This window comes from Thioalkalivibrio sp. ALgr3 (assembly GCF_000377325.1).
In the GTDB taxonomy this organism is placed as follows: Bacteria; Pseudomonadota; Gammaproteobacteria; order Ectothiorhodospirales; family Ectothiorhodospiraceae; genus Thioalkalivibrio.
This window is the reverse complement of the sequence record NZ_KB897988.1, coordinates 1-26,585: the sequence shown is the minus strand read 5'-3', so window position 1 is coordinate 26,585 and position 26,585 is coordinate 1. Positions and strand designations below refer to the sequence as shown.

Sequence of the window (26,585 nt, the reverse complement as noted above, 5' to 3'; positions counted from 1 at the left end):
GAGAAGGGCACGGAGCCCACAGTCCTGCACTCTCAACTCTTCCAGCCATGCTGGAAGTATTTATTCGCGAGCTCCCCGTAGGTTTCTTGAAACCACTTTCTATCTGCATCCCAGTGAGCCACCGCCACGTGGTAGTTCCGGCGACTCCGCCTTTGGTTAGCCAGCATTTCGAGATGCCGCATAATCATCAAATACCGCTTATAGGAGCCGGGGCCACCCCACTTCCTCACGTATCCCTGTGGTAAGACATCTGGCAGTTCGGCATACCACGTATAATAAATAACCTCGCGTCTCTGTTTTTCAGGCAAACCGTTAGTCTTACCGACCTTATAGCCAAAGCACGCTAGAGGGGAAAAATCATTCTGCCCTAAGAAATGGTCTTTTCCGCTACGGACCTCTGCCTCAAATCGTTCTAAAGACCGAACCATGTGGCTCGGTAGCGCCTTCACCAATTCCTTTTGTCGAATTTGCTCCAATTCCGCCTTTTCCGCTTTCCGCTCCTCTCGATTCAGCCACCAATTTCGAACGCTCTCATAGATACGAAAAATGACGAATAATATAGCTACTACCGCCAACAGCCCGATCCACCCCTCCATAGTTGGTCCCATACACCTCTGAAGCCACCAATGACTGCGATCTGAGCCTTGCCGCTACACGATCCAGCAGATCAGACATAAAACTTAGAAAAAATGGTCTCGCAAGACCACGAAAGAACGCAACGTCCACAATACACAAACTATTTAATGAAACACATGCTGCCGGTGAAAACGGAGGAACTCCTTCATTTGCGCTGGCACTTTTCTCAGGCGAGCGCTCTTGTCGACGCATAGTATGCGTAAGCAGTCGTCGGACAGCCGATCAGAAAACTGAATTTTTCCGTCATCGCCGAAGGTAATAAAACCCTTATCAAAAAGGTGATCCAGGGCCGGAGTCAGAAGAAGACCATTCATCGCGTCCAACCTCTCTTCATTCGTGCAACTACGCCAGGGTTTTATGTGCGAAGCGCGCAACAACGACACCTCACCCAACCCGGTCACTGAGCAAGACTGCCAAAGGTCAATCACCCGATCTCGAAAACGTCCTTGCCCGAGACGACTCTTGATCACTGCGTCCTTATCGGTTTCGTTTAACGAAGCATATTCATCAGAATGTTGCTCGATTTCGGTGATCGGGTCTAGAGGTTCTTCGCCGCCGGCCAGGGAGAACACGAACCGACTCGGGACGTCAGTATGTAGCTCGTACGATAAGAGATGGATTTCTCCGTAATAAACGAAGGGCGAGTGGTGAACTTCCCGATAAAACAAATGAATCTGCTCACCACGATCTCGGGCATGGATAATTCGATCGTCATTGGAATGCTTAGCCTCTCCTTCCCAATACAATCGATCACCATCTATGTAGTCGACGTACTGGGTTAGGGCTTGCTGCTTTTCTTTAGTTACAAAAAGGATGATTACGTTGCTGTCCGATGGTGTTACTACTCCTCGAGAAATCGCCTGATATCCTTTGTAACCCCATAGGTCTGCGAGTTCTGGGCGTTCGTATTCTTTTCCGACCACAAGGTTGTCGAAGTTTACGGGCAAGATTCCACCTTTCGTGTTTTTGTGTGCAGAGAACAACGTTTATCGAGGATGTCGGTACACACGTGTGGGAATAAACCACCGACACCTGCGAGATCGACCATCTTAAGAATGTGGGGGCAGAAGTGAGATCTGCCAATCCTCCGGCGCGTCCTCTGGCAGTGCCTGATCGAGATAGGCGATCAGGTCTTCCTGGCGAGGCTGACCGAACACCATCCGGTAGAGAGCAAGCTGGCGTTTCATCTGCTGGAGTCGTCCGACATCGCGGCTGAGCGGGAGAAGCAACACGCGCCGGAGGATTCGGGCATCTCCCGCCTCGTAGATCCACCAGGGCGCAAGGTCAGACTGCTGGCCGAAGTCGGTGGTTTCGGCGCACTCGAACAGCCGCTCCCACGGATCTCCCTCGCCCTGCCAACCGGACAGCCCGTCCAGTCCAATATCCTGAGCGACGTTTCGGCGAACCGCGTGCCCCTTGTAGCGGTGCACGCGCCCCTCGCGTTGCTCCATGTCGACCGGGTTCGACGGCAGGTTCCAGTGCACCACGGAGTGGCACCAGGTGTGGAAGTCCAGACCTTCCTGGCCGGCCGACGTACTCGACAGCACAAACGGCCGGAAGGGTGAGTTGAACGCCGCGCGCACGGCATCAGCGCGCGCGATGGGGCCACTGCTGTCATCGCGCATATCCCCGAAGCGCAGCGCGAAACGACAACGGATGGAGAAGTCATCCACATCGACCTGCCGCCCCTTCGCCTGGACCTCATCCACCTTGAGCTGCGCCGAACGCATCGACAGCGATTCCGCGATCGCCCGTGCCACGCCGTCGATGCGCTCGGCGGGGGCCGCGTCCACCAGGCCAAGCTGTTCCGGCAACACATGCACATGCTCGTCCAGCACCGCCTGCAGGTTGCCTTCGGCCGCATAGTCCAGCGCCTGGCGCCAGTACGGCAGATTGTCCCGATTCTGGATCAGAACCACGCTCTCGGGGAGGTTGAACAGGGTACGGAAGCCATTCGCGACCTGCGCGGCGCCTGAAAGCAACGCCGGGTCGTTCCAGTCCACATCCGGTGCTACCCGCCGTAGAGCACGCACCCCGCAGGCCCCCGGTCCGCCCAATGCGAACCGGGCCACCACCTCGGCCAGATCCGGCGGTCGCCGCCCCAGGTCGACGCCGCCCTGCATCGCCTCGATCATGTGATCGACGTGGGCATGAAACTGGTCGCCGCTTTCGCGTTCGGGAATGGCCTCGGACCAGCCGCTCGCCGACCGCATCCACTCCACAAGGTGATCGTCGTGTTCCAGCATGGCGATGGTGGCCCAGTACCAACGCTCATCCACTCTTCCATGAACTTCGCCCTCGGGAAGCTCAGCGAGCAGTTCGCGACATCGCCTGGCAGCGGCTGCAAGAAGCGTGTCCAGACTCGGCGGATCGCCATTCGAGAGATCCATGGACAAGCGAAGCGGATCCAGCTCGCGCGCCAGACGAGGGGCCGGCATGATCCGCGCCAGTGCCGGCATCCCGGTCAGTCGACCGTCCGCATCCGTATGGAACCGCAGGAGGGGCCGAACGCGCTCATAGGTATTGCTGTAGGTGACGTCTTCGCCGTCCTGACCAAACGCCCGGGCCTGGGCCTCGTACGAGCAAAGGGTTGCGATCGCATCCGGCACCGCGTTCCAGGCCGAAAACACGAGTTGTTTGGTGACCTGCCCGGCGCGTGCCCAGGGCCCCGCGAGCTGCGTGTACGGCAATGAAGGCGGAAGCCACAAGAGCTCCCAGAGACCGGAATCCACGGTTTCGTTGACGAACGCGCGCATCCGCGCGTGAGGGATTTCCAGCGACTGATAGTTCTCCACACGCTGGCGGTCGATCGTGCTTAGCCCATTCCCATCCCTGATTGCGCGCTTCAGCTCAGCCGGCGGCGCCTCGCCGATCGCGTCCAGCTCCCGGCGCAACTGGTAGTCGCGCATATAACTGAGCATGTACGGAATCGACTTCCAGTACTCGATCACATCGGGCAGACCGGCCGCACGCGCCGTCGCGTCGATGTTCCGCGCGTACTCGAGATCCGAAGGCGACAAAGTGACCACCCGCTCATCCCCGTCCAGCATGGCATCCCGCCGCCGCGTCAGGCCCACCCGCTCGGTCCGGCACATCACCTTCATCAAATGGGATTGCAGGCGTTCGCGCGCCTCATGGAGCCCCTCGTGATGTCCCTCCGCGAGTTGTCGGCAGCCGCGTCGATACGCCTCGAGATGGTATCCCAGGCGATCGCTTTCATTCGGGTCGCCGTACAGGAACCCCACCGTGTTCCGAAACTCCTCGTGGTGACCCTCGTCAGACTCGCCGTGCATGCTCAGCATCCGGTACGGGGTCGCCGACAACAGGAGCAGTCGCACCCCGTCCAGCGAGAAAAGGTCGTTGGCCAGTACCGCCTCTTCCGTCTCCCCGTTCAACAGGTCGGAAAAGCGCTGAAACTCGTCCAGGATCACCAACGAGGGACGCAGGGCCGCCAGGCAGACCCGGGCAAGCTGGCGGCGTAGCTCACCCACCACGGCATTGCGCTCGGCGTTCGCCTCCGGGCCACGCTCGGCTTCAGGGGCTTCGTAGACCTCGCAGATACGCCGAAGCCGTTCGCGCAGATGCACCTGCTGGCGCAGGTGCTCGACGAACGCCTCCGCCAGGTCCGGATCGATCGCCTCCGGGCGTTTCTCCAGCCACTGGGGCCAGGTTTCGCCGACGCTGCACTGGAGAGCCTTGCTCAGCCCCACCGAACTCAGCCCCTCCAGCCCGTCGAGCAGATGGAACAGCAACACCCGCTCCTGCACCTTGCCCGTGCTGGAGCGCAGATTGAACGTCGTCCCGGGTGTCAGGCTGATGAAATTGACCGGGTTGCGGTTGAGATGATGCACCGTCTGCGGCAGCAGCGTCAGTCGACTGGCAAGGGCGAACCCGCCCTCTTCCATCACGTTCATTCGACGCACGTTCTGCTCGGCAATCGCCGCATTCGAGCACACGTAGATGATGTCGATGCGCTCCCCTCGTCCGCTTAACGCCTCCAGGGTGCGTGCGATGACGCCACGAGCGACCAGGGTCTTGCCGAGCCCCACCTCGTCGGCCACCAGGAAACGCCCGCTGCCCGCCGGGTCGAACAGCCGCTGGAAGGCGTAATCCACGGTGCGTCGCTGAAACGGCTTGAGCCCGTCCAGCACCGGCCCGGCATCGAAGCCTTCGATCTCATCCATCGCGGCGCTCCATCGCTTCCTGGTACGTACGCCAAAGAGCCTCGAACTCCGGCGGCACCAACTCGGAGCTACCGACGCGTCTTTGCAAGCGTTCGATCATCTCCGCAATATCCTGCAGGCGTTCCGGTTCGCGGCTGTAACAGCGGGTCATCTCCTCCAGCAGCGGCAGCTCATCCAGCGCGGCCTTGTGCCAGTGTCCATGGCCGCTTCCCGCGATCGGCATGAAGGCCGCCGCGGAGGCATCATCGCCGGCCAACAGCAGCATCAGATAGCGCAGGAACCCGTCGCGGTTCTCCACCACGGCACGCAGAATCGCCGCCTCGCGGTCCTCCGCGGGCAAGCCCTCGATCGGCAGGTTCAGTGCAAAACGCAGCGGCTCCGCGGCCGGATCCGTCAGCTCGAAGGCAATCACACCGGTCAGGTACGCGGGTCCACCATGGGCCAGCTCCGTCCGATGTTCTTCCGGACCCGCCTCAAGCGTCACCGCCTCATTCGGCCGCCGGCTCACCGGCCACGCGCGGCAGGCCACCGATTCCGGCACCTCGACGCCCCCGGCCAGCCACAAACGCCACATACCCTCGGCACTGCCGGGCTCGCACACGACCTTCAACCCGCCACGGGCCAGCGCCGTCCGGGCCTGCTCCAGCCGCTCGCGCGCCCGCACCTTTTCCACGTCCTCGTCGGGCACATCCTCCCCGGGCGCCCAGTGCTGGAGCACACTCCCGAGCCCCTTTTCGCCCAGCAGGTCGTCGATACCGCCCAGCTTGCGTCGCGGCCCGGTCAAAGTCGCCATCACCTCGAGGTTGTGCTGCGCCAGCAATGCGGCATCCGTCACGTTCGCCGAGCCCAGGGTGATCGACGTGCGCGTCCCCTGCTCACGGATCCACGCCTTGGCGTGCAGGCCGTGAGTGTCGTGGTCGATCTCACCCTCGTTGTCTTCTGTCTCCGCCGCTTCATGCAGCACATAACAAGCATCGAACGCACCGCAGACTTCCGGCGATACCTGCTCCAGCTCCTCCGGCCGCGAAATCAACGCCACCGGTTTGGAACTGGAGTCGGCCAGCCGACGCAGCGCCGCATCCTTCAGAAACGGCGAGATCACCGCCAGGCGGTCGCCCGGCTCGGGTTCCCAGCGCGTACCCGGCAGTCCCGGAACCGCAAACTCCAGGTTCTCGGCGCCATCGGGCAACGCGAAGTCGCAAGTCATCAGATCGCGGGCCAGCTCCCGGGCCTGCACGCGCCGATCCGCATCCACTTCCCGCGTCGCCAGCCCCGGCAGACTCTCCACCAACCGCGCCAGGGGCCGGTTAGCCTCAATGCTTTCCTCGCCCAGCACGCCATCAAGCTGCAGCGAGAGGTCCCAGGAGCGATCATCGGTGACATTGCGCGACAGGATCGCCACCCGAAGCAGCGGCGGTTCCTGTACCCCCGGGTCCGGCTGGAAGCGCAGCACCCAGACCTTGGGATGAAACACCCCGTCGCCGGGCGGCTCCACCTCCACCATGCACGGCTCCAGCAGCCCGAAAAGATGGTTGCCGTCCTTCGGCGCGCGCATCTGGCCGCGCTGGAGATAGAGCGTCACCCGATCCATCGTGCGCCGGACCGATTCGTACACCGCGATTCCGTCATCGCTCCGCCCGGCTCCGAGCAACGACAGATGGACCGGGATGGTCAGCAGCGTGGGAATGTCGAGCGAGAAAGTGGTGCCCAGCGCCTGGTCCAGCGAGTAACCGGGCGGTGGCGTAAGCAGGCTGGTGTACAGGTTGCGCCCGTTGGGGTCCAGCATTACCCCTCCTCGCCGTACAACGCCGTGTGCAGATCCCGGTGGAAACGCATCACCGTCGGCCACCGATAGTTGTAACGATGGGCTCCCGACTGGCCGCTCCACTGCGTCAGCGCCTGTAGGTTGGTAAAGCGCGAGCGCGCCTTTTTCAGCAGTGTTTCGCGCCGCCGTACCAGATCACGCGCCGCCTCATCGGCCCGCAACCGCGCCCCGTCGCTGCCGCAAGCCACGACGCGTTCACGCCAGTCCCGCAAAAAGCGCCTTGCGCCCTCGGGCACCCGCAGCGCCCCCGCCTCGGTCAGCGCGAAGAGTTCATCGAGGCTCCATTCCGCTAATGGCAATACCTGAGCCGACTCGGTCCAGTCGTCCAGCCACTGCTGGTAGTACTTCACCCAATCCTCGCGTTCGCGCCTCTCGGACAGCGCCAGGTTGTAGAGCAGGAACGCCCCCTGGGCGAGCACCGCAAGTTTCTCCGCCTGATCCAGCAGTGCCTGCTGCCGCTCACTGAAACTCGCCCGATCGGGATGCTCCCAGGGATAAGTCACGTCCGCCGGGGAGCAACCTTCGAACAAGTGAGCCAGCAGACTGGTCGGATGGCTCTCGCGCACCCGGTCCAGCAGAAACTCCGCTTCCTCAACCTCGAGCGCCAGGGACACCCCGCCCGGGAAGCCGTCGGGTGCCTTTGGCAAGCCCGGGTGCCAGGTGCGGTACTCCGAATCCCCCGAACCAGCGCCACTCTGCCCCTCCAGGCGACCATACTCTCGGCGCTGCTCCACCAGGCCGGCCACACTCCGGTGGTAACGCTCCTGCGACAGCGGCACCTCCCGGATGCCCCACGAAGCCAGCCCCGCCCAATACACCGAACTGGGTAATCGCTGCAGTGTACGGCCGGATCCGATGCCGAACACTCCGGCTCGATCATCCGACTCGCGCAGCGCATCCACAATGCGAAACTCCAAATCCGCCGCCCGCGCCGGCACCTTCTCAGCCGCAAGCGCCCCGTGCGCCAACTCCGCCTCTACCTGCTGATACACCCACGCCACCAGCAGCATGTAGCGCAAGCGCGTCTGGATCGTACTCGTGCCCGGAAAAAGCAGATCCGCCAGGTTGTCCCGAATCGCACCGAGACCCAGCTCATCGCGAGTGTCCCGCTCCCCGAACATCGCCAGCACGCGCATACTGCGCTCGCGCGCATCCGCATCGTGATCAAGCCAAGCGAGTTTCGACTGGAGCATTCGTTCCCCCTCTCCGTGCACCCGATTCCCTTCATACCAGCGCTGATACAGGCAACGCGCCACATAACATGGAGTTGCACTTATTGGTTGAATACAAGCTTCGATTTCGCCTAATCAGCAAAAAATTCTCAGCCCCCTACTCTAATACAGACAAATATCCAGTAGCGTGTTGACGCCCCGGAAGCAGCCCGCTAAACCTTCTCACGCCGCAGGCGCATCAGCTAACGACCACCCCACCCTGTGCCCAGAGTGCGCCCGAAGATAACTCTTTACCGCAAATTATTCGCCAACTTATCCAAAACATCTTGGGCCTTACGCTTTTCTACCTCCGGGTCCTCCGTCTGTAAATATTCTACAGCCGAAAGATCATCACCTCGTTTTCGATTTTGCCGAGGCTCTAAGGCTTCAATCAAAATGGCCTCAAGCGCAGGGACAATCTTATCTGCTCCGTACACCCCTGGTTGACATTGCAGACCACCTTCCTCTGATACAGGCAAAACCCCGAACCAAGAGAATCTATCCCATCTGGTTGCCAGCCGGTCTAAAGTGTGTTCATAAAGCCGTCGACCAAGAGGGCGATCCACCGATCGCCCAACATACACAACCTCCCTCCCATCATAGAGCAGGTAAATTCCGAGCTGCCCATAGAAATCGACCGGGTCGGACCCTAGCTGCTGAATACCAAGAATCTTTGGTGTCCGTGTCCATACAACATAATCCCGACGCCAAAACATTCCAAATGATGAGACTATATCGTACTGCTGCTCCTCGTCCCCTTCGTCCGCTTCCACTTTTGCTTCTAGTTGACTAGCATTTTTTGATGCGCCCATTGGCGAATTTTTTTGTAGCATATAAACGCCGCGCCCGACTTTTCGAAAGGGCGATTTCTCACCGTCTTTGCTTATCGACGCCGAAATATTAGCATTTACAGTTGTGGGTGGGGTGGCACCAACATTCTTCCTTAAACCCTCCGCGACAATTTGCTCAGCAATATCTGTATAATGCATCGCTCCGCCAGAGTCGGAGAGCACTCGCTCGATAGCCTTACGCCACGTTAATTCACTCATATTTTCTCCCAAAGGTCAGACATCGCACATTAGATAAGATATAGTGGCGACGATGAGGAAATCATCGGACATCGACCGCAATATGGAACCAAGACTAGAGAAGCCAAACCCTGACCAATCGAATAGAATTCTTAAACAGCTTTCGCAAAACCGCCATTACCGAACCAACAGCTACCGCACGCCCTTCAGTCTGTCCGATGCACCCCACTTCCAAATGGCCTCCAGAGATATTCTAAGTCGCGGCTCCTTTCAGCACCCAATTTCCCGACGGACGGCACACCCGAACTCCCTTATTACCGGTGACACAGAGGACACCTAGAACACCGATCTTACGCACAGGCTGGCAAAATCACGTCCAAATACAAACTCCATCCGTCATGGCACTGGTAAGCACCCAAAACACACGATTCAGGTAACGTTTAAAACGGCTTACCCGCCGCGCTCTATTCCCTCCGAAACAAGCGTCTAGTAGCATCCTGTTCGCGCTTCTCTTCTTCACGCCTTTGAGCCAACTCTTCCTCTAGGTCTTCCACTTCTGCTCTCAATGTATCGTTTTCTTCTATTAGATCTTCCTTCTTCTCTAACAACCCATCCACCTCTTCCGACACAACCTTCTCGACCACCGCGGCGTCGGGAGAAATGAGGAACGTGCCTACCCAGGTTTGGGTGAGGTATCTGAAGCCTACCGCCATTGCCACTACTAGAGCCAATACTACTATGATGACCAGCACGATCGTACTGGCGTTTCCCCGCTCGTCTTTCCTCGTCACTTTAGCCCCCAAGCTACAAACACTATTCAATTCTCAAAGATAGCCAAGCCGTCTCACGGCCCGTCCCCCACCACTCAATCAGAGGAGATTAAAACTGCAACAACCCGGACACTTCTAGGCCATCGCCGCTCTATCAACCTATTATAATGGCAATCCAGGTTTGACACCTGATTGCGTCTCCCCACGACCACCGAGCAGCCTTCCGAATCACCAAAGTCAGATATCATGTTTACTAACGGCGATCCTCACCCACATCATTCTTCGAATCCTTACTCTGTGTTGACTCGTGAGGCTCGTCCGGTTCCTCCTGGCCCTCAGGCATATGACCCGTCCCCTCCTCCCCTTGGGACCGTTCATTATCGACACTGAAAAACGCCTTGATTGCTCTCCATACTGGCTCCACCAGATTGCACAAAAACCGGAGAGGCGTGAAAAAGTATGGCGCGAGCCATTTATAGACCCTTGAGGCAGGAGCTTCAAATAGGGCGGCCCCACGGCTTAGCAACCCCCTCTGCAAGAACACGAGAGGAACCGAGAACGCCAATAACTTCAGTGCATTAAGAACCAAAACAAAGAGATAAAATATATAATAAGCGGAATGAGATTCGGACTTACTCACACCAAACGCCATCAACATCTCATTAGCCGCCGCGAGCTTGAAACTGTCAAACATCACGTACAGGTTAATGAAGACACGTGAGACAGAATTGAACTCACCCGAAGGAACCCCTCGCTCCAATGCGTAAGAACGAAAATTTGAGAAGTCCACGTCAGCCACAAAGAACGTAAATAGATCTTTTGCGCTCAGCAAAAGTGCGAATATAATATTAATTACAATTATGGCAGCGATTAGACTTAAGAAGCTTACATCTAGATTGCTTTCCGGATTATATTTGTCGGCCTCTTTAGCCACGGAAGCGGTCGTTGCCTCCGGTCGAAGGTAGCGTCGTTCAAGCTTAGACAGATCGGGGTGCGAGGCAAGACGACCAGAGACCCACCAAGTAAGCAGAAAGACGAAAACCACTACAGGAATCAAGCCATGGTTTATCTCAATTCCTTTAGCGACTGTAAGAAAGGAAACGCCCAAAATAACCGCGATGCCGCCACTAAATAGTTGCTGTCCTATGGTTTTAGGTTGGTTAAGGAATGCATAGAGTATAGATTCTTGCTGGACAGCAGTCTTCGAAACGTTCCGCAACGTCATCTGGCCAATCAATATAGTAGGGTAAAGAAAAACGATCGATGCGGCCAGTATTGAGAGAGAAAACCAATCGTTGGCGCCGAAGGCCAGAACGCTTAAAAAGAAGAAGATCGTTGCGTAAATGGCGGATTTTAATGGCTGACTCATCACCGGCTCCAGTACCGCGCTTTATTTAAAACTGTATTTGCTGTATTTGAAGATGCGAACTCAACTCCCCAATACTCTCGGCACCTGATCTTAGAGTTTATTTTTTGGTAGTGCAGCTAGGTGCAGCATGGGCCGCCTATCGATCACAATGTATCCCCGGCGGTGCATCACGAGGATATCTCCGTACGATATCCTAGGTGGGCATACTTCAGTTCCTGCGCGATGGCCTCCCTCAGAGGCGCCGGCTTCAGGACGTTCACGCCGGCCCCCAGGCCCAGTAACCACCACTTCAGGCGTGCTGTGTCGCGGACGGTGGCCGACACGCGGAAGTGCTCACCGTAGGCTTCACTCTCGATGGTCTGGTCGTCAGACAGGCGCGCCTCGTGCAGATGGTAGGCGACCGCGGGACTCACCCTGAGTTCGATGTGGATAGTTTCGCCCTCGGGGTAATCGAACGCGCCTTCCTTGATGAGTTGGTCGAGATCAAAGCCGGCGGCCGGATCCAGCGCCGGCTTCTCGGTCAGGGCCGCAGCCTCGATCCGGTGCGCCGCGAGGTGCAGCACGTCCTGATGCGGTTCGATGGTGGCCAGCAGGTAGGTCACCGGCTCGCGGAACACCATCGCCAGAGGGTGGATACGGTGGTCTCGAACCCGTTCCTTCGAGCGTGAGCGGTAGGTGATGTCAAGGCAGCGGCGTTCCAAAAGCCCCTGCTGCAGGGTCGTGAACACGCCTTCAGGGATGGCCGGCGGGTCCAGCGGGGGACCATTGGAGAGGATACGGACCCGCTCTGGCCACAGACTCAGGCCGGACGACTGCCCCGTGGCTTCCAGTACCTCCCGCGCACGGGCGACCTGCGGCGCCAGCCGTTCCCGGGCGGACGGAGGCAGCAGGCGCGCTGCGTGAGCATCCAGGATCTGCAGGGTGAGCGCCGTCTCGGGATCCAGGGCAGGCATGTCCTGCAACGGGGCGTCGGCCAGCCAGTACCAGCCATACGGACGGTCCCGCTCGTCGCGTCCGAGCGGTAGAAATGCCGAAAGCGCTTCCAGGTCCCGTTCGATGGTTCGCAGGGTCGTATCCAGCCCCCGCGCCTGCAGGCGTTCAACCAGTTCCGGCGCACTGACCCGGCGGGGCTGCCTTGGCACCATGCCCAGCAGCAGCATCCGCCGCTGCAGCGTCGCACGCATTCCGTTGCCCTGGGTCATCTCCCGTCCATCCCCTGTCCCTGTGCACGCCGGCTCATGTGGGAGACTGCCAGCCGGTGATCGTCCGTGCAAAGATGCAACGCCAACATTTTGAGGCCGCGGCACCCCCTTCAGCGTGACCCGTCGATTTCATACCGAATGCGTCCGTCCGTATCGCGAACCCGCGTCGGTGCCGAGCCAGGGCCGTCCTCCACAGTGCCGAGGATCCGGCCGTCCGCACCGCGGATGTAGGTGGGCCCCGGGGGCTGCTCGTCGATGTAGCCGGTGATGCGCCCGTCGGCATCCCGGATCAGCGGCTGCCCTGGCGACGGGACGTTACTCCCAAATGTCGGCGCGACGGCACAGCCGGACAATGCGACGCCGAGCAGGACAGCAAGACAGGCGCTCGGATAATCCATCACGCACCCCTGATGAATGTGGTCAGCACATCCTCACCCATTCAGGCGTCCATTTGTGTCGCCTGCGACATTCCGAGCTCCCCGTTACCGGGATGCTGACTGCCGACCTCGTGGAACTCCGGGTTGGCACCGTCGTTATCGAGGACCGCCCGAAACGCCAATCGATGCTCGATTAGGAGCAAACGCAGGTTCGGCCCTGATTGGCCGGCCCGCAGCCCGCGAAATCCTTCACGACCCACCAAAGATCCGGAATGAAGCGGTGTCCGTCGATACCTGCGAATGCTCCCCCACCTGCTCGCCCCATGCATCGAGAACGGCATCCAGGTACCGATCCAATGACTCGTTCGCCCGGCATTTCACGGCCTCCCGTTCCGCGAGCAACGCCCATTCCAGCTCCTGCGTGAGTTCCGAGGCCCTCACCTGCTCCTGCCGGTACACATGAACTCCCTCGGCAACGGTCGCAAGTACGAAGACCGTACCCCTCACTACACCCGCCATCGCCCAGTTCTGACAGTGGCAGAGGTCGCTTCGCCATATCACCCGGTGAGCCGCGCAACGAACCAACGTCAAAAACCGTCGCCTGGCTGTGCAAGGCTTGAGCTCCATTCGTCGAGGAGTCCTGGCCATGCCCGTCAGCAAACGCCGCCGCTCACGCAAGTCCTTCCGCTCCGCCCGCCGGGGGGAGCTGCCCGGCAACCTTGGAGGCATCCGGGCCCTCTGGGCCCTGCGTGTCCTGCGCCATGCCCTGACCATGGACCTGACCGGGACGCTCCTGCGTTCGCTGGATGACGATATGCTTCAGGCGCTGGGCGTGGACCACGACGGAGACGTCTGGGACGACACGGAACGGGTGGAGGCGGTCATCGAGCGGGCCGACGCGGTCGAACAGCAGGCAGGCCCATTGCAGCGGGATCACCCAATCGCCCGTAACGTCCGCCTTTTCGGGGAGCCCCTGGGCCTTTCGGAATGCGAACGCGAGGTCCTGCAGATCCTGGCACTGAATGCCTCTCATCACCCCTTCGCCTCGTTGCTCTCCAGCGTGCGCGACACGGTGGACCTGACCGCGGAGGAAATCGTGGCGGTCGCCCTGGGCCGTTCACTGCGTGAGGTCCGGGAAGCCCTGTCGCCCCGCAACACGCTGGTGCGTTCCGGCCTCGTCGAGACCGAGGGCCGCGGCATGCTGATGTCGAACCAGCTCGGTTTCGACCTGCTCGGCGATCTGGCGTCGGAACTGGTCGGGCGGATGGAGTCAGCCGAGCCGGTCTTCAGCGCGTTTTTCCGCCCGATGCCCGAACCGGAGGGGGATCAGATGGCCCTGGCCCACCTGGAGCAGCCGCTGGCACGGCTGCGGGCCCTGCTCGGCCAGGCCGCTTCGCAAAACGTTCCGGGGGTCAATATCCTGCTCTACGGGCCACCCGGCACCGGAAAGACGCAGCTCGTGCGGCGCCTCGCACAGGAGCTCGGGCTGGAAGGCCGCGAGGTCAATCACGAGACCCCCGATGGCACACCGATGGACGCGCCGCACCGGCAGCGGGCCTATCAGCTCTGCCAGTATCTCCTGAGGCGGGCTCCCCGCTCCCTTGTCGCCTTCGACGAGATCGAAGACGTGTTCGGGCAGGATCCGCTGGCCGCCCTGTTCGGCAACACCCGGCGCGGACCCCGTACCGGCGGCAAGGCCTGGACCAACCAGATGCTCGAGGATAACCCGGTCCCGGCGATCTGGATCACGAACCACCCGAAGCAACTGGATCCGGCCTATCTGCGGCGCTTCGATTTCACCCTGGAGGTCGGTCATCCCCCGCGCTCGGTCCGCCGCGCCCTGATGGCGCGCGCCTGCGAGGGGCTGGAGGTCAGTGACGAATGGCTGGACCACATGGCCGGCATCGAGGGCCTCACGCCGGCCGAGATCCAGGGCTCCGCGCGGGTCGCGCGCCTGCTGGATCAGGCTGCCCATGGCGAATCGGCGGAATCCGTCATCACCGACCATCTGTCCGAGCAGGCCGAGCTCCAGGGGCGGCCCCCGCTTGCCATGCCCCGGGCGTACGACGCACTCGAATACGGTCTCGAGAACCTCAACACGGAGGGGGACGTGGATTCGCTCCTGGAGGATCTGGTCCTCGCGGGCTCCGGTTCCCTGCTGGCTCACGGTCCTCCGGGGACCGGCAAGACCGCGCTGGCCCATCACCTGGCACAACGGGCGGACCGCCCCCTGCGCAAGCGCACCGCCTCGGAGCTCATCTCCCCTTACGTGGGCCAGACCGAGAAGAACCTCGCACGGGCCTTTCGCGAGGCGCGACGGGAAGGCGCGGTGTTGCTGCTGGACGAAGCCGACAGTTTCCTGACCGACCGTTCCGGCGCTCGCCACTCCTGGGAGACGACCCGCACCAACGAACTGCTGGTCCAGATCGAGGCGTTCAGCGAGATCCTGGTGTGCGCCACGAATTTCCTGGAAGCGCTGGATCCGGCCGCCCTGCGACGGTTCGACCACAAACTGGAACTGCGTCCGCTGACCATGGAGCAGCGGGTACGGCTGTTCGAGCGACTGGTGGAACGGCTGCAGCCGGTCGATGCCAGCGATGGCTGCGCTACGGAATCCGCCCGCGCAACCATCCAAAGGCTCGAGGACCTCACACCCGGCGATTTCGCGACGGTCGTGCGAGCGCATACCCGCCGGCAGGGTACCGGCGACCTGACCCAGGAGGCCCTGGCCGAGGCCCTGGCGGCCGAGCAGCGCATCAAGCCCGGGGCCGGACGCCGCGCGGCGGGCTTCGCCTAAGCCCACACCCCTTCGAACGGACCGGGGCCTGACGGCCCGTGGATATGGAGAGAACACATGGACGACATCTCGCGACCGAACCGGGATCATTTGATCCAGCGCCTGAGGGCCGAGCGCGATCAGCTCCTCACCCTGCTCAAGGCTTTGCCCGACATCTCGTTCGTGATCGACGAGGACGGGCTGTACGTTCGGGTCATCGGCGGGGCGAACGAAGCCATGTACGTGAGCGGCAAGGGACTGGAGGGGCACAGCGTCACCGAAGCGCTGCCCCCGACTGTCGCCGAAGCATGTCTCGAGGCGATCCGAACCGCCCTGCGGACCGGCGACATGCAGACCCTGGAGTACCAGCTCCGCGTCGACGATGTGGCCGGTCTCCCGCCCTCGGCTCGAGAAGCCACGCAGGATGGGGTCGAACAGTGTTTTGAAGGCCGTGTCCTGCCCCTGCCCGGTTACGATCATCCCAAGCCCGTGGTCCTGTGGGTCGCGGTCAACATCACGCCGCGCAAAGAGCTCGAGCAGTACTGGCGCCAGGCGGCAGAGACCGATCCGCTGACCGGGATCGCCAACCGGCGTGCTCTGTTCGAACGGGCCCACTCGGAAGTCGAGCGCGCCCGCCGCTACGGGCACCCGCTGTCGCTTCTCATCCTGGACATCGACCACTTCAAGAGCATCAACACCCGCTTCGGACATGCGCGGGGGGATGAAGCACTGCGGTGCTTCACGCAGGCCTGCGCCGAGCTGCTGCGCACCAGCGACTGTCTGGGGCGGATTGGAGGCGAAGAGTTCGTGATCCTGCTGCCGGACACCGACCTTTCCGGCGCAGCCAGCCTGGGGAAAAGAGTCGTGGAGCAAACCCGATCCATTACTGTCGCCGACACCTCCATCGGCCCAACCCTGACCGTTTCGGCGGGGACGGCTTCTTTGGACCATGGTGAAGGGTTTGAGGAGGCTCTTCGCCGCGCCGACGCCGCCCTCTCCAGGGCCAAGGAACGTGGTCGCAACCGTCTGGAAACGGACGAAACCTCGGCCGGCCCGGATGAGCAGCAGACCCCCGCAGACTGAGGCACAGCATATGCCCCCGAACAACACGACGTCCGATACGCAGGACCCGGTCGATGGGCTAACACTGCACCCCGAGTTCGTCCGCATCGCGGACGGCTCGCGCGTGGTCCTGCTGCGGGAAAGCGAGTTCGTGCAGATGCTTGCAGCGCTTTACCAGTACGAAGCCCTACGCGATTACCTGGGCGGCGATCCGTTGGTGAACACGCAGAACGAATGAGAGCCGGACGAACCCTTTGGCGATCGATGCAACCAACGTTGAGTCGTCTTCGGCCGGCCAGTTCACCCGGGTGGACACCGGACGATTTTGCGGGGCCTCGGGGTCAGACGTTGCAGTTGCTCTGCAACACCAGGGTTCAACTAAGGCGGCCAAAGTTGTTTAGTGAAGACACACCGTTACTTTGCATTATCGTGGTTGACCGAAAGTAAAGACAAAACGATCACCATTAAGCTCTCCATGCCCCGTACCCCTGTTTCCCGTGGAGACGAACTCGAAGGGACCGGATCGACCATCGTCACACGTAAACACCCCTTCGCCTTTTCTCGAGGTCACATAAGTGAAATTACCTTCGCAAACGACTCCCTCGCTCGATTCGATCTTGAGATCACCAGCGCCATCCATGTAGCCAGTCGCTGTACCGCTAAAGGACTCGCCTGTTTCGCGGACCTCACCTTCTACCGGCAAGGTCAGGCTACAAGCTGTTAGGGGCGCAAATAATATTATTGCTACGCATGCGCGACGCAAACTCAAGGCACTTTCCTTTTTGATTATCAGTTTATCAATCGACGACAATCCTGAGACTCCTCGAGACGGCACCGACTTCCAGAGGACTAACCGTATCTACGTGGCCAAGACTAGAATCCTCGTCGCCTCGTCAACGATCCGTCTTCCAAGGCCGCAGGCCTCCGATGAGCGCTCGATGGCAGAACAGAACCAACAACAGCCTACACACATAGGCATTACTGTGTCATCCGCCCCGATGGGCTTCCAGTCACGGATCGGCCGACTAACCCAGCCTCCGGCTTTGCGGCCCTGGTCTGCATGGAGCGGTCCTTTCGGCGAGCCCATCGAGCCGGCCACAAGCATTTCCCCGATTACGCTCCGGGCTTTTGCCTGTCAACGTGAAGTACACGCCAAGATGATTGATGAGCCTTAGAATAAACCGTACTCGCCATGCGGTCCGCCCCCGTCCATCCATCGGCGACATAACACATCCACTCTCGACCATGAAACTGGGGTGCCTTCTCTCGCGGGATGGAACCAGCCGAAACCTGACAACTAGACAGACACCTAGACACCCCATAAGTACGCGCGATAGACCTCAGCACGTGACAGAAAAAAGAGGCCAGACCTGACATTTATGAATGCGAATGGAAGCCTCTGACTATCCAGAAAGCAGCCATTCCAAAGAACACAATCAGTGCCAATGGCCGTGCCCAGTACACGCCGAGGAAAGCCACAGCCGTCCGGACAGGCTGGCCCTCATTTTCCCTTGCGCAAACTGAGTTAACGTTCTCAGGATCAATCTCAAGCCGACGACGTTCACGAATTTGTTCGACCCGTATCTCGCGGATTTCCCCAGCGATCTCTGCCGCGGCTTCGGTCTCACCACGCTCACGAGTCCTGGCAAGTTTTCTCCCTTTCTTTGCAAGTTCGCTTTGAGGCTCGCGCGGCTCCATGGGATCAATCTCGAATTCGTCGAAACGATCTGGCTCGGTGTCGAGCAGATCGCGCCTTGATCGATCGTCCCCTCGGCCCTCAATTGGCTCGTCCCACCACGAGCGCCATCGCTCAGAACAATAATTCTAGACTGCCTGTGCATGCGACTCTTCTGGAACGATTTCAACAGCCACTTTACCGGTTACCGGTAGAAACAACACGATCGCGACCACGGCCCATAACCTCAGAAACACGCGAGCGGCGCCCGGCTTCATCGTGAACATACTGCCACCACCTATCATGACTCGGAGACGCACATGAAGTGAGGGTACAATAGGCGTTCGTCGGTAATCTCCTCTGGCCCGGCTCAGGGCGGTAATCATTGCCGGCCGCACCCGTCTGCTTTCTGGGACACAGGTGGGGAGGGCTACCTTCACCTTGATTCTCCGAGTTCACGGGTAGGCTACCCCGACTGTCCGTTATCCGGTGGCGCGAGGGCCCCGCTCAACACTGAGGGGCAGGAATCCCAGCTACATCGCCCCGAGCCGGACCATGCCAGGCAAACAGAAGCAGCGGTACACGGTTCTGGGCAAGATCGACAGCCTCACGCCCGAGGCATGTAAACCCACCAGGTTGTTCACATCGGGGCCGAGGATGCTGACGGGCGATTGGTATCCGAGGCTGGCGCGAGGTCGATGCCGTTTGTACTGGTGCAGCCAGACGGGCGGGTGCGCGTTGCGCTGGATTGAGTGGTCGTAGCACCGGGCATACGTCCACTCGCGCAGGACCTCGGCCAGCGCCCGGCAGGCACGGCGGGCAGTCTCGTCGGAGTGCACGGTACTCAACGCGAGGCGGGACGTATCGTCGACGGCAACATGAACGTAGTCCCAACCGACCCCGTCGGAGGCGTTGCGGCGGTCACCGGTCACCCGATGGCCCGGCCGCCGGAAGCGCCCGAGCTTCTTGATGTCCAGGTGCAGTCGCTGCCCGAGTTGATCCCACGCGTAGCGTCGGACTGGCCGTGGCGGGTCGAGCACCGACAGGCGGTTGAGCTCGGCCCGCTGCAGCACCCGACCGATGGTGGCCATCGCCACCCGGGTCTGTTGATTGATCTGGCGGTAAGTGCGGCGTTCGCGCCGCAGCGCGATGATTTGGTCACGCACCGCGTCGGGCGTCTGGTGCGGACAGGCTGCCGGCCGCGAGGGGCGATCCTGTAGCCCGGCCTCGCCTTCATCGGGATAGCGCCGGTACCACTTGAAGGCGGTGCGTACGTGGGGTGCGTCCTCGACGCGAAGCCCCTCGGTCATCATCCGACGGACCAACAGGGCTCGACCATAGGGCGTAAGTCGGGCATGTTTGTGCGTGTTCATTCGGGGTCTCCCTCAAGTGGACTGGGTCGCACCTGAAGCTTCGGGGACTCCACCCCGGATGAACGACCTACTGAGAGATCACAGCTAGGGACTACAAAATTTCCGTGGAGTGCAGGTGCAAGCTCCCTTGACAGCCACGGTGTTCGGAGAGTGAGGAGATGTCGAAAAAGGACCCAGAAGACCACTTGGAAGATTTTTTTGAGGAACAGCGCCTGCAACAGGCGGACAGCTACGGACGCTTCTCGATATTTGTTTGGTGGGCTTTTGGTATTTACCTATTTTACATGGATGGATTTCTTTCGTTTATATCTTGGCAAGCATTTGTTTTCTTCATAATTGGCACATTTGCCGCCTCAGGAATACTTGGGGGAATTTTTTTCTGATTGGATCAGCGCTCGCTAAGCTATACTCTAATTTTGTTAACCCCCATAATTGGTCTCTATCTTCTATGTTCGCGGTATATGGAACCGCCGTCATTCTGCGTGTATCTCAAATAGCCGTGACTGCTTTAGCGGCGTATTATTCAGCTTTTTTTCTATCTCAATTCTGAAACTTGTCCCGCGGCATGGTGAATTCGCCATGCTTCGCCATGCGTCTATTTGGTTTGTGAGGACCGGAGATCGTCCAGACGACGACTGGGTGGACGTGGAGCGCCAAGGCATAATCCGGGGCGAACCAAGGAGCAAAACCGATGGTGGTCTAGCAAGCTGCATCCGCCCAGAACCGAACCGGGCAACATCCGCAACGCAGACAGGTGGCGCAAGTGTAGCCGGACGCTGACCGGCGGCATGGAAGCTCGAGACCCCGATGGCTGGACTCCGCAGCCGGGCGGCCTAAGGGTGCGTAAAACGTACCGTCCAATGATGAGCCGTGCGTCAGTCAATCGGCAAATGATGCGGGATCAGGCGGTGGACGGACCGCTGCTGAACCGCGTCCCGCACCACCAGCGAGGCCCCCTCCTCTCGAGGATGTCCATGGCCTTGGACGTAACGCATGCCGCAGGCCACCGCCCCGTCGGTTTGCACCCACCATGTTCAATGGAGCAACCTGCCGGTGTTTCGGACGGATGCGCCTTCGGGTACGTTTGACGTAGCGACTGGGGAAAGGAAGCAAACCCATGCCAGTAACAATCGACGATTTTGAAGCGATAACCGGGCGCTCACCCTATCCCTGGCAACGCCGCTGCTTCGCACGGTTGCTGGACGGCGAGATCCCCGATGAGCTGGCACTGCCGACCGGCACAGGAAAAACGTCGGTCGTTCCGCTCTACCTTCTGGCATTGGCCGCCGGGGCGCCGCTGCCTCGGCGTCTGGTGTACGTTGTGGACCGCCGCGCTATCGTGGACCAGACGACTGCGCAGTTACGGACGTGGATCGACGCTCTAGCTGAGATGAACGAGGCGCGGGAGGCGCTGGAAGAAAAAGCGGCCTTCCGGCACCCGGATGCAGGACCGGTCGCGATCGGCACCTTGCGGGGCGGGCTGATGGACAGCGGCGAGTGGCGGCTTGACCCCGCCCGGCCCGCCGTCCTCGTCGGCACCGTGGACATGATCGGTTCCCGGCTACTGTTTTCGGGGTACGGCGATGGCCGAAGTCGCCGAGCCCTGCACGCCGGGCTTCTCGGGGTCGACACCACCGTCGTGCTTGACGAGTCGCACCTCAGCCCGGCTTTTGCCCAAACCCTCCGTCAGGTCGAGCAGCTTCAGGAGCGCCCGACCCGTCACGGCTTCCGCGCAATGACCATGTCGGCGACCCCAAGGGAGGTGGGCGAGGCGACGCTTGAATCCGCCGATGAAGCAGACCCGGTTCTCGGGAGGCGCCTGCGGGCCGTGAAACGGCTCCACCTCCGGAAGGTGGAAGGCAAAGCCCAGTGGCGGGAGACGATGGTCAGCCACGCACTGGCGCGGGAAACCGGCAAGACCCTGCTGTTTACCCGTTCGGCTCAGGAAGCGCAGCGCCTCCATCATGATCTGCTCAAGGCGCTGGGTACGGACAGCGGCGATCGCGTGGGACTTTTCACGGGGACGCTGCGCGGCGCCGAACGCGAGGCCCTGACCGACAGCCCGCTGTGGAAATGCTTTTCCGAGCCGGACACGGAGCCACCCGGCGGCGAACCGGTATATCTGGTGGCCACGGCGGCCGCGGAAGTGGGTGTCGACCTCGATGCCGATGACATGATCATGGATCTGGCGCCCTTGGACACCGTCATCCAGCGTCTGGGCCGCCTCAACCGCGCTGGATCGCACTCCGACAGTGGCGTGACGATCGTTTACACGCCCGAGGATACCGATTACAAGGCCAACAACAGCGGATGGAAGCACCGCTACGCCGCCGCCTGCGAAAGAACCCTGGAGCTCCTCCAGAGCCTGCCCAACCTTGCTCCGATGGACCTCCTGGGCGTTCCCATGGAATCGATTCAGGAGGCTTCCTCACCCGCCCCGCTGTTCACACCACTCGAACACGACCGCATCGAGCTGCTGGCAGGGACCAGTGCTGGGATCGGGCTTCCGCCTGTGGCGCCTCTCCTCCGTGGCATATCCGACGAGCCGGAAACCGCGGACGTACATGTCCTGTGGCGCGCCGATCTGGGTCTGCTGCTCGAGCAGGGCCCTGGCGCCTGTCAGGACGCCCTCACGCTCCTGCCGCCCCGGCCGCGCGAAACGCTGAGGATTCCCGCGATAGCGGCGGGCAAGGAACTGGCGAAGATGGCGGAGACAACGGGCGGTTTCGAGGGTGTATTGAGACGGCCGGATGGCAGCGTCGGCCGGTTCCAGATCACGTCCGACAGCCAGGGGCTGGCCTCGACGCTCGCTTACGGGACGCTCGTACTGCCCGCCGAAGTGGGTGGACTGTCCGAAGCCGGATTTCTGGACGCGCGAAAAGCCGGTAAAGCCGTTGCCGATCTGGCCGACGACGGAGACGCCCTGCGGTTCGAGAAAACCGCGGGGGAGCATCCCGAGGACCTGCCGGAATGGGTGGACGGCGCCGTCCAATGGTGGGTCCCTCTGCACGATGAGGACGATGAGGATGCCGAGCCCCGCTGGTGGGTGTACGCGCGCCGTCGAGCCGGAGAACTCGCACTCCAGGCCGAAACGGACCTCACCCGTCTGGCTCGCAGGGCCGAGCCGCTGGAGACGCACAATGCCCGGGTCGGCGATGCCGCTGCCCGCATCGGCCATGCGTTGGGACTCGATGACTGGGTCGTGGCCGCGCTCCGCAAGGGCGGCGACGGTCATGACGACGGAAAGGCCGCCCGGATATGGCAACGCGCCGCGGGCAATCCGGGGCAGGAACCACCGGTCGCGAAGAGTGTCCGCGGGCGGTTTCGGCCAGGGCTGCTCGGCGGATACCGCCATGAATTCGGATCCCTGGCACGCGTGGACCGCGCCCTGCCGGTTTCGCACACGGATGAAGACCTGCAGCGGGAACTGGTCCTGCACCTCATCGCGGCCCACCACGGCCACGCGCGGCCCGGCTTCCCGGACCGGCGGCAGTGGGATCCCGAGCTGCCGGACGCGCAATCGGAACACCTGGCGAGGGATGCCGAGCGTCGTTATGCGCGGCTCCAGGCCAGATTCGGTCCCTGGGGGCTGGCATGGCTCGAAGCCATCCTGAAATGCGCGGACGCCTGGGTTTCCAGCGGCTACGCCGATCTGGAGGAAGAATGATGGCCGAACGGTTCCCCGTCGACCCGACCAACCCCGGCGAAATCCTCGCCTGCGCCGCCATCACCCGTCTTGCCGAAGAAGAAACCGGCCCGAACGACTGCGGTTTCATCCAGAGCGACGCACGCTGGTACTTCGAGGCCCCATTGCCTCACGCCACCCTCACCCGTCTCCTCGAAACGGAACCGCGAGAGGAGGATGGTGCTGTCTGGCTCGACGACCAGCGTCTCGACTGGTTCCAGCACCCCTACGGCCTGAACACCGGCTTCAAGTTCTGGGCAGGACAGCAGTCGGCCCGTTCGGTGCTCACCAACCTTGTCGAAGCCGCCCGGACCGGTGACCCTGCCGACTGGCTTACGCACGAGGCCCCAACCACGGGACGCCTCGGCGTGGATCCTCAGGGGACCTGGAACAGTCTGGGGCTGGGCTGGTCCGTCAACGAACATAACCGCCTCAAATACCTTTGCCGGCCCTACGTCGAACTGCTCGCTTTTCTCGGGCTACAGCACTTCCCCGTTCAGGGGGACCGAGGCGAGGGATTCCGCTACCACCTCTGGCAGCCCGCTCCCGCCCTCATCGCCCGCTTTGCCATCGCCGGCGCAAGCCGGTACAGCCTCCAGGGCTGGCGCACCGAAATCGCAGGTGCCGGAAGCAACCGATTCCTCAAACCCGCGCACCCGTTAAGGGAGGAACCATGACGAACATCAAGGCGCTACTCGAAAACGCGGGGACCGTTGCCCTGCGCGTCAATCAGGGACTGGAGCCGATGGAGGGGTGGGAGGTCCCGGTTTTTCCCGCCACCTACCCTGCCGCGGACAAGGCCGGTCACCGGCACGACACCCCCTACACCGTGAATCAGCTCAGGGATGGCCGCTGGGTGGCGACCCTGGATACGGTCCAGAGCCAGGCGAACCGGATGGAAGCGAGCTTCTCCGGGGAGCTGGCGCACACCGTCCCGACCGTATCGATCACCGCGGGCGAGCGCACGATTGGCCTCCCCGATCTGCCCCACCGGCTCGCGGATGCGGCCATCCGCACCAGTGACCTTCACGACGAGATCCGCGCCGCATTCGAGGCCTATGATGCGGGCGACCCCCTTCCCGTCGCTCAACTCGGTCCGACCTCGCTCGTCTATGGTGCGTGGGACAGCCGTGACACCCGGGTGAAGATCCCCCGCATGATCCGCAGCGAGATCTACGCATGGGACGTCGACATCTTTACCCGCTCCGCGCAGTTCACCTCCGCATTCTCCCGTGAGGACCTTGGCCTGACGGAAAACGAATGGAAGAAAGGAGCGGAGGTCGGTTTTGCCCCGACGCCATCGGTGGACCAGCACGGGGGCGTTGTGGTCCACGGTGAAATCCGCCAGATCATGACCCTGCATCTCGGGGCCTGCCGACAGCTCGAGCAGGCTCGACCCGGTCTCGGGACTTACCTTCTTGGTCTCGCTCTGGCCGGGTACTGGGTCGGCGGGCGCGCTTATGACCTGCGCACCGGCTGCTGGCTGATCCCACAGGGCACCCCCTCCATCGAGGCGATCCAGCGCGACGGCACGCGCTCGGAGCTGGAGCTCGATGAGGAACAGGTGACCCGGTTCCTCAACGACACCGCCGTACCCGCCGCCGCCACGCTCGATATCCGGACCGGACCGGATCCGATCCACCAGGCCACGTTCGATCCGAAGGCCGGCAAGGCGCTGCTTAAGAAAGGCGCCGGTGAGTGACATGCCGACCCTGCAACTGACGGTCCGCTGGCTCGCCGAAGGGGAGGGACTGCCTGCTTACCACGGCAGAGAGTGGCCACCCTCGCCTGCGCGCGTGTTCCGGGCTTTGCTTGCGGGCGCGAGCCGGCCGGGTGGCAGTGGTGCGCGCGGCCGGGAGGCTCTGCGGCGGCTGGAGCAGCTCGATGCCCCGGAAATTAGCGGCCCGGTTCCGGAACGGCTCGAGCCCGTCGCCACGGCGGTGCCGAACAACGATTCCGACGTGGTGATGGAACTCCACCGTAAGGGCATACCCGAGCAGGCCCGCAAGAAACAGGCCGCGCTACGCACCATTCGGTCGCGTCAGGGATGGTCCGTTCCCGGGCCGGTCACCTATCTCTGGCGGTTCCCCGAACCAGACCCGGACCCTGAAGCATTCTCGCTCCTTGCCGACGGCCTGACCCTGCTCGGTCAGGGAACGGACCTGGTCAGCGCCGAAGCCCGATGGGCCGAGGACGCGGCCCCGCAGTCCGGCTACCGGTGGCGTCCCGACGAGGACCAGGGTGGACTCGCGATGCCCGTTCCCGGTCCGGGAGAGGTGGAACGCATGGAGTCGCTCCACGAGAGTGCACGGTCGCGCATCCGCGGGGAACATGTCGGCGGCGCCCAGGAACCGCCCGCAGCGCTCGCCGCGTACCATGATCCAATGGCCCCGCCCACCCTGCGATGGGGCGCCTTCACGCTCCGGCTGCCGGACGACAGCGGCCCCTGGTCAGTGCCGGGTGAGGAAGCCATGCGTGTCACCGGAATGGTGCGCCATGCCCTCCACCAGGCGGCCAGGCAGGCGGGACTGGGAGATAAAGCAATCGGCGCCCTGATGGGACACGACGGCCCGGGCCGACTGTATGCCCTGCCGGTTCCGAACGTCGCCCACAAATGGGCAGACGGTCGGATACGGCGCGTCCTCATCGCGGCTCCCCCCGCGGTCGACTCCGATACCTGGCATGCCGTCCTGCTGCGGATGGTTTCAGCCGAGCTGATCGAGGCGGGGACGGGCGAACTCAAGGGAATGCTGGCCCCTGTTCCGCGGCCGGAGGATGACCGGATCCTGTGGCGGTTTACCGATGCGGCCTCGGCATGGTCGGCGGCCTCACCCATCATCCTGCCGGGTTTCGACACCAGACGCGGCCGACCGCGCCCCGGGAAGTCCGTCCGTCGCCTGCTCCGGCATGCCGGGATCCCGGAAGAAGCCGTTCGGCGGGTACGCCTCGACGAGGCACCCCAACTTCCGGGGGCCCAGCCGGCGCGGGCGGTGGAGGTCCCGCATTACCTGCGTTCCTACCCGCGTCGGTTCGTCTCGATCGAGTTCCACACGCCCGTTCCCGGGCCGTTGATTCTCGGAGCGGGTGAGGGGTGCGGTCTCGGACTGCTGACCCATCGCGAGCACCCGAGTGGCGCGCCGGCACCCCGGGAGCACTCGCAGGATGCGAACGATCGATAATTCAAAGACTTGTTAGGGATACTGAATCCCAGCCAAGATGACAAAGGCGAATGGAGACCCGATTCAGCGCCACCACTCGCGAAAGCACGTTGAGAGAGGCATTATCAGGGCGTCGTACGCGAGCCTGTGTTCCCCGGTTTCTGGCCGGGGTGGAATTGAAGCACGGGGCCGGCGAGGATGTTTTCCGCCGCCCGCATGTGTTCCCCGGTTTCTGGCCGGGGTGGAATTGAAGC

20 protein-coding genes and 1 pseudogene are annotated in these 26,585 nt (G+C 61.8%); 8 read left to right on the top strand and 13 right to left on the bottom strand.

Going from position 1 to position 26,585, the window contains the following annotated elements:
- Positions 1 to 32 precede the first annotated feature (32 nt).
- The 11 genes from C998_RS14865 to C998_RS15210 all read right to left on the bottom strand — a co-directional run bounded on the left by C998_RS14865 (position 33) and on the right by C998_RS15210 (position 13,061).
- Positions 33 to 596 (bottom strand): hypothetical protein, encoded by a 564-nt coding sequence (locus C998_RS14865; protein WP_156001290.1) that lies wholly within the window; start codon positions 594 to 596, stop codon positions 33 to 35.
- A 144-nt stretch (positions 597 to 740) separates the two neighbouring features.
- Positions 741 to 1,583 (bottom strand): HNH endonuclease, encoded by an 843-nt coding sequence (locus C998_RS14575; RefSeq protein WP_196799387.1) that lies wholly within the window; start codon positions 1,581 to 1,583, stop codon positions 741 to 743.
- 102 nt (positions 1,584 to 1,685) lie between these two features.
- Positions 1,686 to 4,820, bottom strand: a complete 3,135-nt coding sequence (locus C998_RS0111135) for a helicase-related protein (RefSeq protein WP_018870945.1) — start codon at positions 4,818 to 4,820, stop codon at positions 1,686 to 1,688.
- Complete coding sequence (locus tag C998_RS0111130) at positions 4,813 to 6,606, bottom strand: phospholipase D family protein (protein WP_018870944.1); 1,794 nt, start codon at positions 6,604 to 6,606, stop codon at positions 4,813 to 4,815. Before C998_RS0111130 ends, C998_RS0111135 begins: the two co-directional genes overlap by 8 nt.
- A complete protein-coding gene (locus C998_RS0111125) occupies positions 6,606 to 7,838 on the bottom strand; it encodes a DUF6361 family protein (protein WP_018870943.1) in 1,233 nt (410 codons plus the stop codon). Before C998_RS0111125 ends, C998_RS0111130 begins: the two co-directional genes overlap by 1 nt.
- A 269-nt stretch (positions 7,839 to 8,107) precedes the next feature.
- Complete coding sequence (locus C998_RS14570) at positions 8,108 to 8,905, bottom strand: HTH domain-containing protein (protein WP_081617434.1); 798 nt, start codon at positions 8,903 to 8,905, stop codon at positions 8,108 to 8,110.
- A 443-nt stretch (positions 8,906 to 9,348) separates the two neighbouring features.
- The gene (locus tag C998_RS0111120; RefSeq protein ID WP_018870942.1) at positions 9,349 to 9,675 is read right to left on the bottom strand and encodes a hypothetical protein; all 327 of its coding nucleotides are present in this window, start codon (positions 9,673 to 9,675) and stop codon (positions 9,349 to 9,351) included.
- A 232-nt stretch (positions 9,676 to 9,907) separates the two neighbouring features.
- Entirely contained in the window at positions 9,908 to 11,023 is a 1,116-nt protein-coding gene (locus C998_RS14565; RefSeq protein WP_196799386.1) for a hypothetical protein, read from the bottom strand.
- A 167-nt stretch (positions 11,024 to 11,190) separates the two neighbouring features.
- Positions 11,191 to 12,225: a YafY family protein gene (locus C998_RS0111115; RefSeq protein WP_018870941.1), complete on the bottom strand. Its 1,035-nt coding sequence runs from the start codon at positions 12,223 to 12,225 to the stop codon at positions 11,191 to 11,193.
- A 110-nt stretch (positions 12,226 to 12,335) separates the two neighbouring features.
- Positions 12,336 to 12,623, bottom strand: a complete 288-nt coding sequence (locus C998_RS0111110; RefSeq protein WP_018870940.1) for a hypothetical protein — start codon at positions 12,621 to 12,623, stop codon at positions 12,336 to 12,338.
- A gap of 228 nt (positions 12,624 to 12,851) precedes the next feature.
- A complete protein-coding gene (locus C998_RS15210) occupies positions 12,852 to 13,061 on the bottom strand; it encodes a hypothetical protein (protein ID WP_018870938.1) in 210 nt (69 codons plus the stop codon).
- Positions 13,062 to 13,248: 187 nt separating this feature from the next.
- On the opposite strand from C998_RS15210, the gene C998_RS0111095 reads away from it, so the two are divergent.
- Genes C998_RS0111095 through C998_RS0111085 form a run of 3 tightly spaced genes read left to right on the top strand, consistent with a single transcriptional unit; the run spans position 13,249 to position 16,678 of the window.
- Complete coding sequence (locus C998_RS0111095) at positions 13,249 to 15,399, top strand: ATP-binding protein (protein ID WP_018870937.1); 2,151 nt, start codon at positions 13,249 to 13,251, stop codon at positions 15,397 to 15,399.
- Positions 15,400 to 15,456: 57 nt separating this feature from the next.
- Entirely contained in the window at positions 15,457 to 16,461 is a 1,005-nt protein-coding gene (locus C998_RS0111090) for a sensor domain-containing diguanylate cyclase (protein ID WP_018870936.1), read from the top strand.
- A gap of 10 nt (positions 16,462 to 16,471) precedes the next feature.
- Positions 16,472 to 16,678 carry a hypothetical protein gene (locus tag C998_RS0111085; protein ID WP_018870935.1) on the top strand — a complete coding sequence of 69 codons (207 nt, stop codon included), beginning with the start codon at positions 16,472 to 16,474 and terminating at the stop codon, positions 16,676 to 16,678.
- A gap of 1,139 nt (positions 16,679 to 17,817) precedes the next feature.
- On the opposite strand, the gene C998_RS14860 is transcribed toward C998_RS0111085, so the two are convergent.
- Both C998_RS14860 and C998_RS0111075 read right to left on the bottom strand, forming a co-directional pair.
- Entirely contained in the window at positions 17,818 to 18,138 is a 321-nt protein-coding gene (locus tag C998_RS14860; RefSeq protein WP_155986654.1) for a hypothetical protein, read from the bottom strand.
- 594 nt (positions 18,139 to 18,732) lie between these two features.
- Positions 18,733 to 19,488 (bottom strand): annotated as a pseudogene (locus C998_RS0111075) (leucine zipper domain-containing protein); the annotation flags it as partial.
- 158 nt (positions 19,489 to 19,646) lie between these two features.
- Here C998_RS0111075 and C998_RS14855 point away from each other — a divergent pair.
- The 5 genes from C998_RS14855 to csb2 all read left to right on the top strand — a co-directional run bounded on the left by C998_RS14855 (position 19,647) and on the right by csb2 (position 26,352).
- On the top strand, positions 19,647 to 19,871 hold the full coding sequence (locus C998_RS14855) for a hypothetical protein (RefSeq protein WP_156001287.1): 225 nt from the start codon (positions 19,647 to 19,649) through the stop codon (positions 19,869 to 19,871).
- Positions 19,872 to 20,605: 734 nt separating this feature from the next.
- On the top strand, positions 20,606 to 23,155 hold the full coding sequence (gene cas3u / locus C998_RS0111070) for a type I-U CRISPR-associated helicase/endonuclease Cas3 (protein WP_026279584.1): 2,550 nt from the start codon (positions 20,606 to 20,608) through the stop codon (positions 23,153 to 23,155).
- Positions 23,152 to 23,850: a hypothetical protein gene (locus tag C998_RS0111065; protein ID WP_018870931.1), complete on the top strand. Its 699-nt coding sequence runs from the start codon at positions 23,152 to 23,154 to the stop codon at positions 23,848 to 23,850. Before cas3u ends, C998_RS0111065 begins: the two co-directional genes overlap by 4 nt.
- Entirely contained in the window at positions 23,847 to 24,875 is a 1,029-nt protein-coding gene (gene cas7u / locus C998_RS0111060) for a type I-U CRISPR-associated RAMP protein Csb1/Cas7u (RefSeq protein ID WP_018870930.1), read from the top strand. Before C998_RS0111065 ends, cas7u begins: the two co-directional genes overlap by 4 nt.
- A gap of 1 nt (position 24,876) precedes the next feature.
- Positions 24,877 to 26,352 carry a type I-U CRISPR-associated protein Csb2 gene (csb2, locus tag C998_RS0111055; RefSeq protein ID WP_019022501.1) on the top strand — a complete coding sequence of 492 codons (1,476 nt, stop codon included), beginning with the start codon at positions 24,877 to 24,879 and terminating at the stop codon, positions 26,350 to 26,352.
- The last annotated feature ends 233 nt before the right edge of the window (positions 26,353 to 26,585 follow it).